This is a genomic window from Mycobacterium sp. NGS66 (assembly GCF_059812225.1).
Genome location: NZ_JCALCG010000002.1, coordinates 82,583 through 98,528, shown reverse-complemented (window position 1 = coordinate 98,528; position 15,946 = coordinate 82,583). Strand labels below are relative to the sequence as shown.

18 protein-coding genes and 1 pseudogene are annotated in these 15,946 nt (G+C 66.8%); 14 read left to right on the top strand and 5 right to left on the bottom strand.

Annotated elements, in window-relative coordinates; translation table 11 throughout:
• The first annotated feature begins 74 nt into the window (after positions 1-74).
• The 4 genes from AC5Y2L_RS05020 to AC5Y2L_RS05005 all read left to right on the top strand — a co-directional run bounded on the left by AC5Y2L_RS05020 (position 75) and on the right by AC5Y2L_RS05005 (position 4,722).
• On the top strand, positions 75-1,394 hold the full coding sequence (locus tag AC5Y2L_RS05020) for a magnesium transporter MgtE N-terminal domain-containing protein (protein ID WP_499932867.1): 1,320 nt from the start codon (positions 75-77) through the stop codon (positions 1,392-1,394).
• Positions 1,391-1,927: a DUF1003 domain-containing protein gene (locus tag AC5Y2L_RS05015; protein WP_499932869.1), complete on the top strand. Its 537-nt coding sequence runs from the start codon at positions 1,391-1,393 to the stop codon at positions 1,925-1,927. The genes AC5Y2L_RS05020 and AC5Y2L_RS05015 overlap by 4 nt, the downstream gene beginning before the upstream one ends.
• 136 nt (positions 1,928-2,063) lie before the next feature.
• Positions 2,064-3,506: a lytic transglycosylase domain-containing protein gene (locus AC5Y2L_RS05010; protein WP_499932870.1), complete on the top strand. Its 1,443-nt coding sequence runs from the start codon at positions 2,064-2,066 to the stop codon at positions 3,504-3,506.
• 58 nt (positions 3,507-3,564) lie between these two features.
• Positions 3,565-4,722, top strand: coding sequence for an Mrp/NBP35 family ATP-binding protein (locus AC5Y2L_RS05005; protein ID WP_499932872.1), 1,158 nt, complete (start codon positions 3,565-3,567; stop codon positions 4,720-4,722).
• Positions 4,723-4,815: 93 nt separating this feature from the next.
• Here the strand turns inward: AC5Y2L_RS05005 and tatB are convergent, their stop codons facing one another.
• The 4 genes from tatB to sigE form a co-directional block, all read right to left on the bottom strand.
• A complete protein-coding gene (gene tatB, locus AC5Y2L_RS05000) occupies positions 4,816-5,208 on the bottom strand; it encodes a Sec-independent protein translocase protein TatB (protein WP_499932873.1) in 393 nt (130 codons plus the stop codon).
• Positions 5,209-6,720: a serine protease HtrA gene (gene htrA, locus AC5Y2L_RS04995; protein WP_499932874.1), complete on the bottom strand. Its 1,512-nt coding sequence runs from the start codon at positions 6,718-6,720 to the stop codon at positions 5,209-5,211.
• Positions 6,721-6,904: 184 nt separating this feature from the next.
• Positions 6,905-7,318 (bottom strand): anti-sigma E factor RseA, encoded by a 414-nt coding sequence (rseA, locus tag AC5Y2L_RS04990; protein ID WP_499932876.1) that lies wholly within the window; start codon positions 7,316-7,318, stop codon positions 6,905-6,907.
• A 117-nt stretch (positions 7,319-7,435) separates the two neighbouring features.
• Positions 7,436-8,233 (bottom strand): RNA polymerase sigma factor SigE, encoded by a 798-nt coding sequence (sigE, locus tag AC5Y2L_RS04985; RefSeq protein WP_499932877.1) that lies wholly within the window; start codon positions 8,231-8,233, stop codon positions 7,436-7,438.
• A 215-nt stretch (positions 8,234-8,448) separates the two neighbouring features.
• Here sigE and AC5Y2L_RS04980 point away from each other — a divergent pair, with 215 nt between their 5' ends.
• The 3 genes and pseudogenes from AC5Y2L_RS04980 to AC5Y2L_RS04970 all read left to right on the top strand — a co-directional run bounded on the left by AC5Y2L_RS04980 (position 8,449) and on the right by AC5Y2L_RS04970 (position 10,913).
• Positions 8,449-9,111 carry an O-methyltransferase gene (locus tag AC5Y2L_RS04980; RefSeq protein WP_499932878.1) on the top strand — a complete coding sequence of 221 codons (663 nt, stop codon included), beginning with the start codon at positions 8,449-8,451 and terminating at the stop codon, positions 9,109-9,111.
• Between the two features lie 98 nt (positions 9,112-9,209).
• A pseudogene (locus AC5Y2L_RS04975) lies at positions 9,210-9,929 on the top strand (BadF/BadG/BcrA/BcrD ATPase family protein); the annotation flags it as partial.
• Between the two features lie 87 nt (positions 9,930-10,016).
• Positions 10,017-10,913 carry an N-acetylmuramic acid 6-phosphate etherase gene (locus AC5Y2L_RS04970; RefSeq protein WP_499933201.1) on the top strand — a complete coding sequence of 299 codons (897 nt, stop codon included), beginning with the start codon at positions 10,017-10,019 and terminating at the stop codon, positions 10,911-10,913.
• Here the strand turns inward: AC5Y2L_RS04970 and AC5Y2L_RS04965 are convergent.
• Positions 10,910-11,476 carry a dihydrofolate reductase family protein gene (locus AC5Y2L_RS04965; protein WP_499933203.1) on the bottom strand — a complete coding sequence of 189 codons (567 nt, stop codon included), beginning with the start codon at positions 11,474-11,476 and terminating at the stop codon, positions 10,910-10,912. The genes AC5Y2L_RS04970 and AC5Y2L_RS04965 overlap by 4 nt on opposite strands.
• Positions 11,477-11,657: 181 nt before the next feature.
• Here AC5Y2L_RS04965 and AC5Y2L_RS04960 point away from each other — a divergent pair, with 181 nt between their 5' ends.
• The 7 genes from AC5Y2L_RS04960 to AC5Y2L_RS04930 all read left to right on the top strand — a co-directional run bounded on the left by AC5Y2L_RS04960 (position 11,658) and on the right by AC5Y2L_RS04930 (position 15,932).
• Positions 11,658-12,107 carry a hypothetical protein gene (locus AC5Y2L_RS04960; RefSeq protein WP_499932880.1) on the top strand — a complete coding sequence of 150 codons (450 nt, stop codon included), beginning with the start codon at positions 11,658-11,660 and terminating at the stop codon, positions 12,105-12,107.
• Positions 12,107-12,667, top strand: a complete 561-nt coding sequence (locus AC5Y2L_RS04955) for a TetR/AcrR family transcriptional regulator (RefSeq protein WP_499932882.1) — start codon at positions 12,107-12,109, stop codon at positions 12,665-12,667. Before AC5Y2L_RS04960 ends, AC5Y2L_RS04955 begins: the two co-directional genes overlap by 1 nt.
• Positions 12,668-12,712: 45 nt before the next feature.
• Positions 12,713-13,147 (top strand): SgcJ/EcaC family oxidoreductase, encoded by a 435-nt coding sequence (locus tag AC5Y2L_RS04950; protein WP_499932884.1) that lies wholly within the window; start codon positions 12,713-12,715, stop codon positions 13,145-13,147.
• 44 nt (positions 13,148-13,191) lie between these two features.
• Positions 13,192-13,815 carry a TetR/AcrR family transcriptional regulator C-terminal domain-containing protein gene (locus tag AC5Y2L_RS04945; RefSeq protein ID WP_499932886.1) on the top strand — a complete coding sequence of 208 codons (624 nt, stop codon included), beginning with the start codon at positions 13,192-13,194 and terminating at the stop codon, positions 13,813-13,815.
• A gap of 85 nt (positions 13,816-13,900) precedes the next feature.
• Positions 13,901-14,575, top strand: a complete 675-nt coding sequence (locus AC5Y2L_RS04940; RefSeq protein ID WP_499933205.1) for a class I SAM-dependent methyltransferase — start codon at positions 13,901-13,903, stop codon at positions 14,573-14,575.
• A gap of 92 nt (positions 14,576-14,667) precedes the next feature.
• Entirely contained in the window at positions 14,668-15,486 is an 819-nt protein-coding gene (locus AC5Y2L_RS04935; RefSeq protein ID WP_499932887.1) for an alpha/beta fold hydrolase, read from the top strand.
• Positions 15,483-15,932: a hypothetical protein gene (locus AC5Y2L_RS04930; protein ID WP_499932889.1), complete on the top strand. Its 450-nt coding sequence runs from the start codon at positions 15,483-15,485 to the stop codon at positions 15,930-15,932. Before AC5Y2L_RS04935 ends, AC5Y2L_RS04930 begins: the two co-directional genes overlap by 4 nt.
• The last annotated feature ends 14 nt before the right edge of the window (positions 15,933-15,946 follow it).

Here is a 15,946-nt window from a genome sequence, read left to right as displayed (position 1 = left end):
GCCAACACCAGCCCGGTCCGCCCGGGCGACACCGCCCGGCTGCCGTCCGGCCTGTACCTGCTTAGGCTTTCCCCATGGGATCGGTCAACAGGGTGTACGTCGCACGGCTTGCGCGGATGTTGGTGCTGGGTCCACTCGGCGAATCTTTCGGACGGGTCCGCGATGTGGTGATCAGCATCAGCATTGTCCGCCAGCAACCGCGCGTGCTGGGCTTGGTGGTCGATCTGGCGACCCGCCGCAGCATCTTCATACCGATGCTGCGGGTGGCCGCGATCGAGCCGAACGCGGTGACGCTGACCACCGGCAATGTGTCGCTGCGCCGCTTCGAACAACGGCCCGGCGAGGCGCTGGCGATGGGCCAAATTCTGGACACACCGGTCAAGGTCAACGATCCTGATCTGCCAGAGCTGGCCAACGCCCAAGCTCAAGTAGTGATCACCGACCTCGGCATCGAGCAGACCCGAACCCGCGACTGGGTGGTGACCAGGGTTGCGGTCCGCGGCCAGCGCCGGCTGGGGCGACGCGGACCCGTGCACATCGTCGACTGGCACAACGTGCAGGGCTTGACGCCGTCGGCGCTGGCGATGCCGGATCAGGGAGTGGCAGAGCTGTTGGAGCAGTTCGAGGGACGCAAGGCCGTCGACGTGGCCGACACCATTCGCGGGCTGCCGCCCAAGCGCCGCTATGAGGTGTTCAAGGCTCTCGACGACGAACGGTTGGCCGACATCCTCCAGGAGCTGCCGGAGCTGGACCAGGCCGAAGTGTTGTCGCAGCTGGGCACCGATCGGTCTGCCGACGTGCTGGAGGCGATGGACCCTGACGACGCCGCCGACCTGCTCGGTGTGCTCACCCCGACCGACGCCGAGATGCTGCTGACCCGGATGGACCCCGACGAGTCCGACCCGGTGCGACGGCTGCTCACGCACTCCCCCGACACCGCGGGCGGTCTGATGACCTCCGACCCGGTGGTGCTGGCCCCCGACACCGTCGTCGCCGAGGCGCTGGCGCGCGTCCGCGACCCCGATCTGACGCCCGCGCTGGCATCCATGGTGTTCGTGGCACGCCCGCCGACCGCCACACCCACCGGGCGCTACCTGGGCTGCGTACCGCTACAACGGCTGCTCCGGGAAGCGCCGGCCGAGCTGGTCGGCGGGATCGTCGACACCGATCTGCTGACCTTGTCGCCGGAAACGCCGCTGGGCTCGGTGACCCGCTACTTCGCCGCCTACAACCTGGTGTGCGGGCCGGTGGTGGACGACCAAAACCACCTGCTGGGCGCGGTTACGGTGGACGACCTGCTCGATCACCTGCTGCCGCATGACTGGCGGCTGGATGCCCAGCAACTCGACGTCAACGGCACAGTTGGCACCGGACGAGCCGGAGTAGGCCAGTGAGCAAAACCACGGCGCCGCGCCGGCTGTACACCCCCCGCACGTCGCGCAGGTTCTCGCTGCAGGTAGACCCCGAAGCGGTCGGTCAGATCACCGAGTCGATCGCGCGCTTCTTCGGCACCGGCCGCTACCTGTTGCTGCAGACGGTTTTGGTGCTGGCGTGGATCTTGGTGAACCTGTTCGCGGTGCATTGGCGGTGGGATCCGTACCCGTTCATCCTGCTCAACCTGGCCTTCTCCACGCAGGCCGCCTATGCGGCGCCGCTGATCCTGCTGGCCCAGAACCGGCAGGAGAACCGGGACCGGGTGGCGCTGGAAGAGGATCGCCGCCGAGCCGCGCAGACCAAGGCAGACACCGAGTTTCTGGCCCGCGAGCTGGCTGCCTTGCGGCTGGCCGTCGGCGAGGTGGCGACCCGCGACTACCTGCGGCACGAGCTGGAAAACTTGCGTGCAGCACTGGCGGAGCGCCAGCCGTCGCACCTCGATGATCAGCCGGTGCGCGCGACCGGCAACGTGGAGCGGCGAGTGAAGAAATAGGGGACAACCAAATCCCCCATTGCGCCACTCCCGTAACAAGAGTTATGTATGGTGATCTAGTTCACGAAGCTAAGAAGAAACCGTAACTAACCGGACACGGTTTTCCGATTGGCCCACACAACTGAAGGACGGTCGAGTGCGCATAGGGGGACGCTGGGCTGCACACCCGGCCGTCGCGGCCGTGCGACAGTGGCCGCGTCACGCAACGCGACCACCCGCAGTCGGTATCGCCGCCATCACGCCTTTGGTTTTCGCCGCAGCGGTCGGCGGCGCTCCGGCTCCGCTACCGGGAAAGATTCCGGCGGTTCGCGCGGTCACCCCGGTGGCCGCAGTGTCTGCTTCGCACCGTGATCTTCGCGCCAACCCGTCCGGCCCGGGTGTGGTCGCGATCGCGCGCGGGCCCGCCAAGTTCCACGTCGCGGCGGCAACCATATCGGCGCCGCCACCGCCGATGGTTGTGAATACGCCTGGGACACTGGGCATCCCGAAAATGGCGCTGGCGGCCTACCGCAACGCCGAGCTGAAAATGGCCGCTGCCGTCCCCGGCTGCGGCGTCAGTTGGAACTTGCTCGCCGGAATCGGCCGCATCGAGTCCGGCCACGCCGGCGGCGGTGCCGTCGACTCCCGCGGCACCGCGGTCAACCCGATCTACGGTCCGGCACTGGATGGCACGCTGCCCGGCAATGAAGTCATCCAGCAGACCGTCGGCAACCGGGTGACCTACGTGCGCGCGATGGGGCCCATGCAGTTCTTGCCCGGCACGTGGGCGCGATACGCCAGCGACGGCGACGGCGACGGCATCGCCGATCCGCAGAACCTGTTCGACTCGACGCTCGCGGCCGCCCGGTACCTGTGCAGCGGCGGCCTCAACCTGCGCGATCCCCAACAGGTGATGGCAGCGATCCTGCGGTACAACAACTCGGTCGCCTACGCGCAGAACGTGCTGGGCTGGGCCGCCGCATATGCGACCGGCGTGGTGCCGGTTGACCTGCCCCCGATCACCGGCCCGCCGCCGCCCATCGGCGATGGGTTCTTGGAGCACCCGGAAGGGCTGGGGCCCAACCTGCCGCTGAACCACACCGGCCTGCCGTACACCGATCCGTTTGCCGGCCGCACGCCGCTGATCGACCTCGGCGGCCAAACTCAACTCGTGAGCGGCCAGCCCGCGTTTCCGTGGATGACGCCACCGGCGACGCAGGGACCCGCACCGCTGACACTCGCACCCGGTTGCACGCTCATCTGCATCGGCTCACAGGGCCCCGGGCCGGGTCCGGGTCCGCTGCCGGCCGGGACGAACCCGCCGTCCGAGGTCGGGGCGCCGCCGGCCGCGGCTGTGCCCCCGGTTGGGCAGCCGCCGGCAGCGGGCGCGCCGCCGATCCGGCAGGCGCCGGCACCTGCCGGGCCGCCCGTTGACCCGCAGGCGACACCACCAGGCGCTTCACCGGCAGGCCCGCCCGCCGACGCGCCACCGGTCACCCCGCCCGCCGGGGCGCGCGTGCCCAACAAGCCAGCCGGCCCGCCGGCTGCCCCGAACGTGGCCGCGCCGCCTAACGAAGCGGCACCGGTTCCGCCCGCCTGACCGACCGCGGGTCGGCTGGCCCAGCCGCAGAAAGCCGAGCCGCCTACACTCGGCGGTGATGTCCCGTCATGACGCCCCGCACTCCGAAGCCGAACTGACCGCGGCCGTCCGCGCCGCCTTGGGCAAGGTGATCGATCCCGAACTGCGCCGTCCCATCACCGAACTCGGGATGGTCAAGAGCGTCGACGTCGAGCGCGACGCCGCGGTGCACGTAGCGATCTACCTGACCACCGCGAGCTGCCCAAAGAAGACCGAGATCAGCGAGCGCGTCAGCCAAGCGGTCGCCGACGTTCCCGGGACGGGTGCCGTGCGGGTCACCCTGGACGTGATGAGCGACGAGCAACGCACCGAGCTACGCAAGCAGTTGCGCGGCGATTCCCGCGAGCCCGTCATCCCGTTCGCCCAGCCCAACTCCCTGACCCGGGTATATGCCGTCGCATCCGGCAAGGGCGGGGTGGGCAAGTCCAGCGTTACCGTGAATCTGGCCGCCGCGATGGCCAACCGCGGCCTGTCGGTCGGCGTGCTCGACGCCGACATCCACGGACATTCCATTCCCCGCATGCTGGGCACCACAGACCGGCCCACCCAGGTCGAGTCGATGATTCTGCCGCCCATCGCCCACGAGGTGAAGGTGATCTCGATCGCCCAGTTCACGGAGGGCAACACCCCGGTGGTGTGGCGCGGCCCGATGCTGCACCGCGCCTTGCAGCAATTCCTGGCCGACGTGTACTGGGGCGACCTGGATGTGCTGCTGCTCGATTTGCCGCCCGGAACCGGCGACATCGCCATTTCGGTGGCCCAGCTGATCCCCAACGCGGAAATCCTGGTGGTGACCACGCCACAGCTGGCCGCCGCCGAGGTCGCCGAACGAGCGGGAAGCATCGCGATACAGACCCGCCAGCGCATCGTCGGTGTGGTGGAGAACATGTCCGGGCTGCGGCTGCCGGACGGCTCGATGCTGCAGGTCTTCGGCGAAGGCGGCGGCCAGCGGGTGGCAGAGCGGCTGTCGCGTGCGGTCGGCGCGGAAGTGCCGCTGCTGGGCCAGATCCCGCTGGACCCCGCCCTGGTGGCGGCCGGTGACGCCGGAGTCCCGATGGTGCTGAGTGCGCCGGATTCACCGGTGGGCAAGGAATTGCGCAAGATCGCCGATAGCTTGTCGTCGCGACGGCGGGGACTGGCCGGCGTTTCGTTGGGCCTCGACCCCACCCGCCGTTAGGCAGCGCCTGGCTTCATCGCCGAGCGTGGGCCTTAGGCATGAAAAACGGCTCGAATGCGTCCATAGCCCCCACGTTCGACGCTCAACGCGCCTCTACGTGGCGTCGGTGTCGAAAGGAGTGCGCTCGCCGTTGACCGGGTCAGCGCCCTGCACCGGCTGCGCGGGCGGGGCCGGAGCGCCGTTCACCGGCTTGTCGAAGTTCCCGGTGAAAAGCGAGTCGTCGCCGTCGAGCAGGTGCTTGGTGAGCGCCGCCCGCGGTGTCATGCCACGCAGTTTCTGCAACTCGCCGAGCTGCCCGCGCAGGTCGTCGAACTCCGGCCCGATATCCTCGCGCAGCTGGTTCGTCATGCCGCTCAGGTAATCCCGGGCCTGCCGCAACGCGCCCGCCGTCCACCGGATGGCACCGGGAAGTCGCTCCGGGCCGAGGACCAATAGCCCGACCACCAGGAGCACCAGCAACTCGCCCCAGCCGACGTTGGCGAACATCTAGCTGGTATCGGCGTCTGGCTTGACGGTCAGGGTGACGTGCCGGCCTTCGCGGACCACCTCCACCGGGGCGTCCTGCCCGATGGTCAATTGCCGCACGGCGACAACGAACTCGTCGGCGTCGGCGACCTTGCGGTTGCCGACCTTGACGATCACGTCGTTCTCCAGGATTCCGCCCTTCTGCGCAGGGCTTCCGGCCTTCACGTTGGCGACCTGCGCGCCGGAGGCGATCGCGTTGCTGACCGAGCGGGTGCTGATTCCCAGCGTCGGGTGCACGATCTTGCCGTCCTTGATCAGCGTCTGCGCCACCTGCTTCATCTCGTTGACCGGGATCGCGAAACCCAGCCCGCTCGCGCTGTCGGACAGCGACTTGCCGGCGGTGTTGATGCCGATCACCTGGGAATCCATGTCGATCAGCGGGCCACCGGAGTTGCCGTGGTTGATCGAGGCGTCGGTCTGGACGCCGTCGATCACGGTGTCGGTGTCCGAGCCCTCACCCGACAACGGCACAGGCCGGTGCAAGGCGCTGATGATGCCGTGGGTGACAGTGCTGCGCAGCCCCAGTGGCGCTCCGGCGGCCAGGACCTCGTCGCCGACCCGGACCTTGTCGCTATCGCCGAGGCGGGCCACGGTCAGATTGTCCACGTTGTCGACCTTGAGGACGGCCAGGTCGGTCTTGGGGTCGCGGCCCACCAGGGTGGCCGGCACCTCTTTCCCGTCGTTGAACACCACCTTGGTCTTGAACTGGCTGGGGTTATTCGCCGCTTCAGAGATCACGTGGTTGTTGGTGACGATGTAGCCGCGCCCATCGATGATCACCCCGGAGCCCTGCATGCCTTCCTGGTCACTCTTGGACTCGATGGTCACCACCGAATCGGCAACTGCCGCAGCCACTTTGGTGAACCGGCCGGCGGGGCCTTCTTTGTTGCCGCTGGTCGACAACGTCACTTTCGAGGTGGTGAACGCGCCGACGACTTCGGCCGTCTTGCGACCGATCACGCCGCCGATCGCACCGATCACCAGCGCGATCAGCAGCAGGACAACCAGGGCCAGATAGGACACCTTGCCGCCGAACAGCACATCCCGCACACCGAGCTTGCCGGTCTGGCCGAGCGCGGTGCGAGACACCGGCGGTTTTACCGCGGGTGTGCCCAGGGCCGCCGGGGCGCCCGGGTCGCGCCATGGGTCTTCGCCGTCCTCGTCCGCACCGTCTTTCTCGGCGGCCAGCGCATCGGCGTCGATCGGGTGGCGCTGCAGCGACTCGGCGCCGGGGAAGGGGCGGCTGAACGCCTCTTCCAAGACCGGGTCGGTTTCCGGGTCGTGCGGTCGGAACTCGGTTTGTTCGCGATACTTCTGCGGGCGCACCCGCTCTGCCACGAAGGACCCCCGGATGCCCTGGGGACGACCGAACGCCTGACGCGAGACGGGGTCGACGGGCGGCCGGGATACCGGCCGCGGCGCCAGGCGGTCGCCGCCGTCTTGGCCGATGTTATTGCCTTGGTCGGAGGTCACTCTGCCCTCTTCTCAGCCCTCTTCCGGGTCCTGTTCTGGATGCTTGTCTGAAAGCTCGAGACACGCCGCCCGGCGGGGCCGGATACCGGCATCCGCCTTGTTCGTGTCCACCCTAGTATCCACGGATCGGGATGGGTCGGCATGAGTGCGCGCGGGGCAGACCAGGTGCGCTGTTACCGCCAAGCTACCGGCGCCTACGGTGACTGCGCGGGTCGCCATCGCCGAGATTGTCAGGCGAGGGCCCGGACTGTGCGGCGGTGTCATCCGGGGCGCACTGCGGAATCTCCGACAGCAGTCCCAGCAATGTGCTGGGGATTCGGATCGGGTTCGAGTCGCGGAGCGCGGCGCGGGCCCGGCTCTGGTCGTCCACTTCCGCCGCGCACTCCGGACATAGGGACAGGTGGTGAGCGGCGCGCAGATGTGCGTTCATCCGCAGCTCGCCGTCGACAAACGCCGCAATGGCCTCGATGGACAGATGCTCGGTGGAGCCGAATTGGCGCGGTGCCCCGACCGGCGCGTCACTCTGGGAGGCGAACTGGGCGGGCAGCCAGGAGAAAGCCCGGCGGAACACGTGTCCCACGTTGCCCGGGTCGGCCATTTACCGGCTCCTCTCGCCGCCACGCTTATGTCGAATGTAGCGCGGCAGATCCCTGATCCCCAGCACGAACCGGTAAAACCCCGGGATCATCGGGGCGGCTGTGGTCCCCGGTACGAACTAGGCGGACTTGACTTGCGGCACTTCGGCACGCATGTCGTATTCGGGGTGTGCGGCCAGATAGTCGCGCAAGGCCTGCCGACCGCGATGGATACGGCTGCGGACCGTACCGAGCTTCACTCCGAGGGTGGCACCGATCTCTTCATAAGAAAGACCCTCGATGTCACACAGCACGACCGCGGCACGAAACTCCGGCGGCAGCGAGTCCAGCGCCGCCTGCAGGTCAGCGCCCAGCCGGGAGTCATGGTAGATCTGCTCGGGGTTGGGCTCGTCGGCCGGGACCCGGTCGTAGTCCTCGGGCAACGCCTCCATCCGGATACGCGCCCGCCGGCGGACCATGTCCAGGAACAAGTTGGTGGTGATGCGGTGCAGCCAGCCTTCGAAGGTTCCCGGCTGGTAGTTCTGCACCGAGCGGAAGACCCGGATGAAGGTCTCCTGGGTCAGGTCCTCGGCGTCCTGCTGGTTGCCCGACAGGCGGTAAGCCAGCCGGTACACCCGGTCGGCATGTTGGCGCACCAGCTCGTCCCAGGAAGGCATGGCCGCTTTGTCGCCGGTGGCGTCGAAGACGGCTGTGCCGTGTGGCTGGTCAAGTACTTCCGCCCACTCGTCGTCCCGGATCACTTGGGGATGCGACATCGTGGTGGGGTTCAAGGTGGTGATGATCAAGTCCTCCGAGTTTGCCTTGCCATCCGGGCTCGGCAGTTCGACACCGGCAACGCGCTGCTGCCACTGCGTATTCCCGGTCTCGCCGGGCCTAATCCCGGCGTCATCGCGGGACCGGCGACTGCCGCGTTCCATACCGATACCGTGGCGTACCGGGGTGTGGGCGGTATAGGAGCATCCTGAGGTTTAGCTGAGAAACCGTATTGTTACCGGCGTTTACCAGCGAATTCGGCGCCCGAAGTGACGTTCGTCGCGGTTCCGGTCCGGGCGTGTCAGGGCCGCGCGATACAGCAGCACTGTTTCAGGCGCGCCTGCCTGATCCCGACGGAAAATGGACCTACGCTGCGCACATGGACGTCACCCTCGAGACCCCCGCCCAGGCCCCCGGCCGAGCCGAATCGCTGTGTGCGCACGCCGAAGGGTCGATATCGGAAGACGCGATCCTGGTCACCGCCCGCGAGCGCGCGATGGACATCGGTGCCGGCGCGGTGACACCTGCGGTCGGTGCCGTGCTGAGCCTGCTGACCAAGCTCAGCGGCGGCAAGGCCGTCGCCGAGGTGGGCACCGGCGCAGGAGTCAGCGGGCTGTGGTTGCTGTCCGGCATGGCCGACGACGGGGTATTGACGACGATCGACCTCGAGCCCGAATATCTGCGGCTGGCTAAGCAGGCCTTCGCCGAGGCGGAGATCGGGCAGTCGCGCACCAGGCTGATCAGCGGCCGGGCCCAGGATGTGCTGACCCGGCTCGCCGACGACTCCTATGACTTGGTATTCATCGACGCCGATCCGGTTGACCAGCCGGATTACGTCGTCGAAGGTGTGCGGCTGCTGCGGTCCGGCGGGGTCATCGTCGTGCACCGAGCGGCCCTGGGCGGGCGGGCCGGTGATCCCGCGGCGAACGACGCCGAGGTCGCGGCGGTCCGCGAGGCAGCCCGGCTGATCGCCGAGGATCAGCGGCTCACGCCCGCGCTGATCCCGCTTGGGGACGGGCTGCTGGCCGCGGTCCGCGACTAGTTTTTTCGGCGAGGAGACGCAAAAATCCCCTCAAAACCCCTGGTTTTGGGGGATTTTGCGTCTGCTCGCGGGCGCCGCTGCCGTGAAACGATGGTGCGGTGATCCTCGCAGTCGATCTCGGCAAGACGTCCTGCCGAGCTGCGCTGCGCGGCCGCAGAGCCGAAGGGGCGGGCGCGCCCGGCCTGACCGAGCCGGGCGGGGTGCGGGCCGCCGAGGGCGCGGTGCTGGCCGTCGCGCGGGAGCTCGGCCCGGCTGACGACGTCATCGTGGGCGCTGCCGGCGCGCTGGCTGCCCCGGACGCGGCGGCTGCGCTGGGCAATGCGCTGCTGGTATCGCTGCGGGCCCGTCGGGTCGCGGTGACCAGCGACGCCGTGCTCGCGCACGCCGGTGCGCTGAATGGCGAGCCGGGGGTGGTGCTGATCGCTGGCAGCGGCGTGGTGGCGATCGCGATCGACGCGGACGGCGTGCTGCGCACTACCGACGGCTGGGGTCATTGGATGGGCGACGAGGGTGGCGGCGCATGGATCGGCGCCGCCGGATTGCGCGCGGCACTGCGCGCCTACGACGGCCGCGGCCCGTCCACCACGCTGCTCGACGTCGCCCGCGCTCGCTTCGGCGCGCCACAGACCTGGCCTGCGCAGCTCGTCGGCGCCGCCGCCCTGGCGTCTTTCGCGCCCGACGTCCTCGCTGCGCGGCACGACGCTGTCGCGGCGGAGATTGTCCGCGCCGCCGCCGAGGCGCTGGCCGCGACCGCCCGCGCGGCCGGAGATGGTCCGGTGGCGATGGTCGGCGGCCTGGCCGGAGTCGAAGCCCTGCGCAGAAACCTCGACCTTGTTCCGGCGGCCGGCGACGCACTCGACGGCGCACTGCGGCTGGGGGCGATCCACGAGCCACATCTCAGCCGCGTGCAGTCGACCCCGAAAACCCTTGCCGTACAAGGGCTTGACGAGCTCACGACCGAGGCCGTGCGGCCAGGCCTGGACGACCTCGACACCCGTCCTATCGCCGATATCGTCGCGTTACTCGTCGCCGCCGAGGGTGAGACACCCGGTGCGGTCGCCGCGGCGGTTCCGCGGATCACCGCGGCGGCCGAGGCAATCGCCGCACGGTTGGAGCGCGGCGGTCGGCTGATCTACGCCGGCGCCGGGACACCCGGGCGGCTCGGCGTGCTCGATGCGGCAGAGTGCGGGCCGACGTTCGGCACCGACCTCGTGCGCGGCGTGATCGCCGGCGGGCCGGCGGCCTTGACCGAGGCGATCGAAGGCGCGGAAGACGCGTTCGATCCTGCCGATTTCGCCGGTCTGACCGCTTCGGACGCGCTTGTCGGGATCACGGCGTCGGGCCGCACGCCGTACGTATTGGGCGCACTCGAGCACGCGCGGTCGGTGGGCGCGCTGACGGTCGCCGTCGTCAACAATGCGGGCCGCGAGGCGTGCGCCGACGTGGTGATCGAGCTGCTGACCGGGCCCGAGGTGCTCGCCGGCTCCACCCGGCTCACGGCAGGTACCGCCCAGAAGGTCGTGCTCAACACGCTTTCGACGAGCGTGATGATCGCGATCGGCAAGGCATACGGGCCACGGATGGTCGACCTGCGTGTCACGAACACGAAGGTGCGCCGCCGCGCGGTGCGGATCGTTCGCGACGCGGCCGGCGTCGATGAGGAGGCCGCAACCGCCGCGCTCGCCGCCGCCGGTGGTCACGCCAAGACCGCAATCGTGGCGCTGCTGGCGGGCGTCGATGTGGCCGAGGCGGCCAACCGGCTGGAGCGCGCGCGAGGACGTGTGCGCGACGCCCTCGGCTAGTCGGGTTTCGCCTCGTAGCGCAGCAGGACCGTGCCACCCGGGAAGGTGCGGTTCTCCAACAGTCGCAACGAGATCCATGACGGCAGTGCCGGGAAGAACGGGGTACCGCCGCCCACGGCGGTGGGCGCGACCACGATCCGGTACTCATCCACCAGTCCGGCCCGCACGATCGGTGCGGCCAGCGTCGCGCCGGCCACCTCCAGCCTGCCGTCGGTTTCGGCTTTCAGCTGTGTCACCACCTCGACCGGGTCGCCGCGTTCCAGGCGGGAGTTCCACTCGACCGACTCCAAGGTGCGCGAGAACACGACCTTGGGCATGTCGCGCCAGATGCGGGCGAAGTCGATGATCTCCGGGGTGGCGTCCGGGTTCTTGTCGGCGGTCGGCCAGTAGGCGGACATCAGTTCGTAGAGCCGCCTCCCGTAGAACGAAAGCGCGGTCTCCCGCTCGAAGTCGTTCCAGTACCGATGCAGTTCTTCGCTGGGAGTGCTCCAGTCGATGTTGCCTTGTGCATCCGCGATGTACCCGTCCACCGAGACGTTGAAGCCATAGATGAGTTTGCCCATGAAGATCAGACTGCAGCGGAGGACCAAACTCATCGCGACGCCTGCGCCAGCCGGCGGCTCGTCTTGTTTGCGAGCGCAGTAGACCACTCAGCCCGCATATCACCGCATTAGTGCTAGAGGCGGCGGCCACAGCATGCAGCGTCTTGACACGCACTACAGGCGTAGTGCTACTCTCGCGAGTATGACTAACACTACAGGTGTAGTACACGATTCCGCCCTGTGGAAGATGTATCGTCGGCGCGGCTGGTTCTTCCGCGAGGCCGCAATGCTGACTATTGCGCTCGGAGGCGTGATGCATGTGTTGCGGGTGATCTTCGGTGACCACTTCGCCCTGCGTTATGTCGTCACCCCGGCGACTGACCGAATCCTCCTGGTCCCAATGACCTACGCTGCCGTCACGGGAATTCTTGTGTGGCACAGGATGATATTCGCGAACAAGCCGCACCGCGCGCTCGTGACCGCGTCAATCGTCTACATCGCCGCCAGCGTGCCACTGCACCTGTACTGCTCGTACATCATCGTCGACACGACGGTCTATACGTGGTTCCCGATGTGGTTCAGCTACTTCCTGCTCATCGTGTTGTATCCGGCATTCCTGACCATGTACGCGCGGTTGCGGTTCAGGAACTGATGCCGCCGAATCCCGGGCGCCGGGCCCAGATCCTGGACGCGGCGATCGACATCCTTGCCGACACCGGTGTCGGAGGCTTGACGCACCGCCATATCGACCAACGCTTGCAGCTGCCGGAAGGTACGACGTCGAACTACTTCCGGACACGGCTGGCCCTGCTCGAAGCCACTGCAGCGCGGACAGTTGAACTACATTGGCAGCGGGTGGAGTTACTGCAGTCGGCGATCGGCCCGATGACGCGCGATGGTGTCAAAACCCTGCTGACACAAATGCTTTCACCCGACGAGCCAATGCGCCGGTTCACGCTGGCCCGTTTCGAGCTGTTCATGGAGGGCACCCGCCGCCCAGAGCTTCAGCCGTTCCTCAAGGAGCTGCAAGCAGCCGCGGTCAAGTCGGCGACGCTGATCATCGAATCCGCTGGTCTCACCCCAACTTCCGAACAGATGGAGGAACTGAGTCGACTGCTGAACGGCTGGGCATTTAGTCAACTCACAATACCCGGCGCCCAACCTCCGGCCGGGTTAGTAGACAGACTGCTGCGCGCGGTCATTGACGACTAACCCGTCCAGCGAAACCCGATAGAAACCCAAGAGAAAGGGACGGCCGTGATCTTGTCTGACACCGACCCCAAGGAATGCCTTATCCAGATCGTCGACAACCTCGCTAAACGCTGGAACGCAGCCGATGCCGACGGATACGCCAACTACTTTCACCCCAACGCGGAGTTCGTCGATGCCCTGGGCCGCATGATACGCGGCCGACGATTTATCGCAGCCCTACATCGACGCAACTTCGCGACTATTCACCTCGGCAGCCGGCTAACACTGCGCGCGCTCGATGCCTCGCTGCTGCATCACGCGATCATCCTGGGACATGCTGCGGCGGACCTGTACGTACCGCACGGCCCCTTGGCCGGGACATCCCAAGCAACGCAAACAATCCTGATCCAACGGAACGACGGCTACCGAATCCGCGCTATTCACAACACAATCGTGCGAGACATGCCTGGAGTACCGCAGCTCGACGAGCTTGAGCGATGACTCTAACATTGTTAGATATCTCGAACGATGTTAGAGTGCCCGGCATGAAAGTCAGCCGCGAGACCATAGCCCGTGCGGGGCTGCGGCTCCTCGATAAAGAGGGCATCGACGGGCTCACCATGCGCTCGATCGCCGCGGCGGTGGGTGTGCGAGCACCCACGCTCTACTGGCACGTCAATAGCAAACGCGCGCTGCTCGACGCCATGGCCGATGTGATCGCCGCCGACGCGGCCAAGCGCGTGCGGCCCCGCCGGGCTGAGGAATCGCTCGCCGAATGGCTGGCCGAGACGGCCCAGGCCCTTCGGGCGGCGATGCTGCAACATCGCGACGGCGCGCGCGTTTTTGTCGGGTCCTACACGCCGTCAGCGCTACCCATCAATGAGCTGGTGCTACAAGAACTGACGGCGGCTGGTTTTCCTCTTGAACTGGCGGCGCTTTCGGCTGTGACGCTGCTGCATTACACCACCGGTTACGTGATCGAGGAACAGGCGCAGGCCGGAAAAGACTACCCGCGCAACCCATACGCGACAGCTGAAACCATTGACCCACAATACTATCCGCTTACCGCACAGGCATTGCAGGTGACGTTTAATCCGGACGGCCAGGCCGGCTTTCAAGCCGGCCTGGAGCTGGTGCTCGCCGGCATCCTCGCGGCCGTTGGTCAATAGCTCCCAACCGCAGCAGATTTCTCGGCCCACAGACTACATCATCGAAAGTTGTTTCCTTCTAACCAGATTTGACAGAGAGGGCACCATGACGGAATCTTTGGATTTCGAATTCGATTCGGCCTACCGCGGCGACGCTCCCCAGCTCGGGCAGGGGACACGGCCACCATGGAGCATCGGCGAACCACAACCGGAGCTCGCCAACCTAATCGAGGCAGGTAAGTTCCACGGTGATGTCCTCGACGTCGGCTGTGGTGAAGCCGCCATCTCGCTGTACCTCGCCGAGCGGGGATACACCACAGTCGGACTGGACTCGTCACCAACGGCCATCGAATTGGCGCGTCGTGAGGCTGAGAAACGCGGTCTGGCCAACGCCAGCTTTGAAGTGGCCGACATCAGCTCGTTCACTGGCTACGACGGCCGGTTCGGCACGATCGTTGACAGCACACTGTTTCATTCCATCCCGATCGGCGCGCGCGAGGGATATCAGCAATCGATTGTCCGTGCCGCAGCGCCTGATGCTTCTTATTTCGTGCTGGTCTTCGACAAGGCCGCGGTACCCCAGGGTCCAGTCAACGCGGTGACCGCTGATGAGTTGCGTGACGTGGTATCGCAATACTGGGTAATCGACGACATCAGACCCGCACGCCTTTACGGCAATGTGCCAGACGGTTTTGCGGTATTTCCCGGAGCTCAGTTCAGAGACGAACCCAATGGCCGCAAGTCGATAACGGGCTGGCTTCTGTCGGCGCACCTTGGCTGACTGGAGGCGACAGCAGGGGCCACTGGATTCACGCTCTGCACAACATGTGTTCGCCGCGCCGACAGTAACTCAGCCCGACGGAGATCTCGACAATGCATAAACCGCCGCGGCTGCACGTGCACCAGTGGGGCGATGGGCCACGTGTCGTCTTGATTCATGGCGCGCTCCTTGGCGGGCGTCAGGCGTGGCGCGCACAGCGCCCACTGACACAACGCTGGACCCTGCTGGCTCCGGACCGCCCCGGCCATGGCCAATCTCCTGCTGGCCCAACAGATTTCGAACGGGAAGCCGAGCTTGTAGCCGAACAGCTCCTCATTGGGCCAGCCCATCTGGTGGGGCTTTCCTACGGGGCGATTGTGGCCATGTATGCCGCAGCATATCGTCCGGACCCGGTACAGAGTCTCACCGTGATTGAGCCACCCGCCACCGGCATCATCCGAGGCGACCCGGATGTTGACGCGTTCGGCGCGGCAATTCGCGACATCATCGAATCGGTGGACACGCCACCGGAAGTCGCTCTGCCTCGGTTTCTGGAACTCGCCGGCGCGCACGTCCAAAACGCCGACCCTATCCCGCAGGTGCTGCTGTCCGGCATGCGCCAGCTGCAAGGTGCGCGCCCACCCGACGAGGCCGACCCCCCGCTGGACCGGTTGCGTGAATCCAATATCCCGATCTTGGTCGTTTCCGGTCGCCACATGCGCGTATACGAGGCAATCTGCGACGCACTGGCGGCCAAGACCGGTGCTCGACGCGCGCACTGTCCCGGGATGGGCCACCTGGTGCCCGATACGGGAGAGCCATTCAACCGGCTGCTGGAGGAATTCTTCTCCACGACCCCGAAGGCCAAGCCTCTGCAAGGCGTGGTCAATACGTTTCCCGTAGAACAGCATTCGATTGAGGAGTGGCAATGACCTTGGCAACGCAAGACCCAGGTTCGGGTTTGCGCACAACCGTGACGCGCATCCACGCAACATGCCTGTTCATCATCACCATCGCCACCACCACCGCTTCTACTTTCGGCTGGCACGGACATGGGCCGTTGCGCCTGCTGGCCAGCCAGCCATTTGGCTACATCGGCCTGTACCAGGCCTATCTGCTGATGTTCTTGCTCGCGCTGGTGTGCCTGATCGGCGCGACGCGCTGGCCCAGCCGACTCTGGAACGCAACCTTGCTCGCCGCACACCTTCCCCCGCTATCGATCATCATCATTGCCCATAGCGTCTTCGTATCAACCAACAGCCAGACCACCGCCTACCTCTCCGCCTCGACCATCCACATTCCGCTGATCCTGTTGGAGACCTTCGCCCTGCTGTGGAAGGCGCGCTTCCTGCGGCAGTTGGCCACAATCCGTGCTTAGTCACTGACGACGTG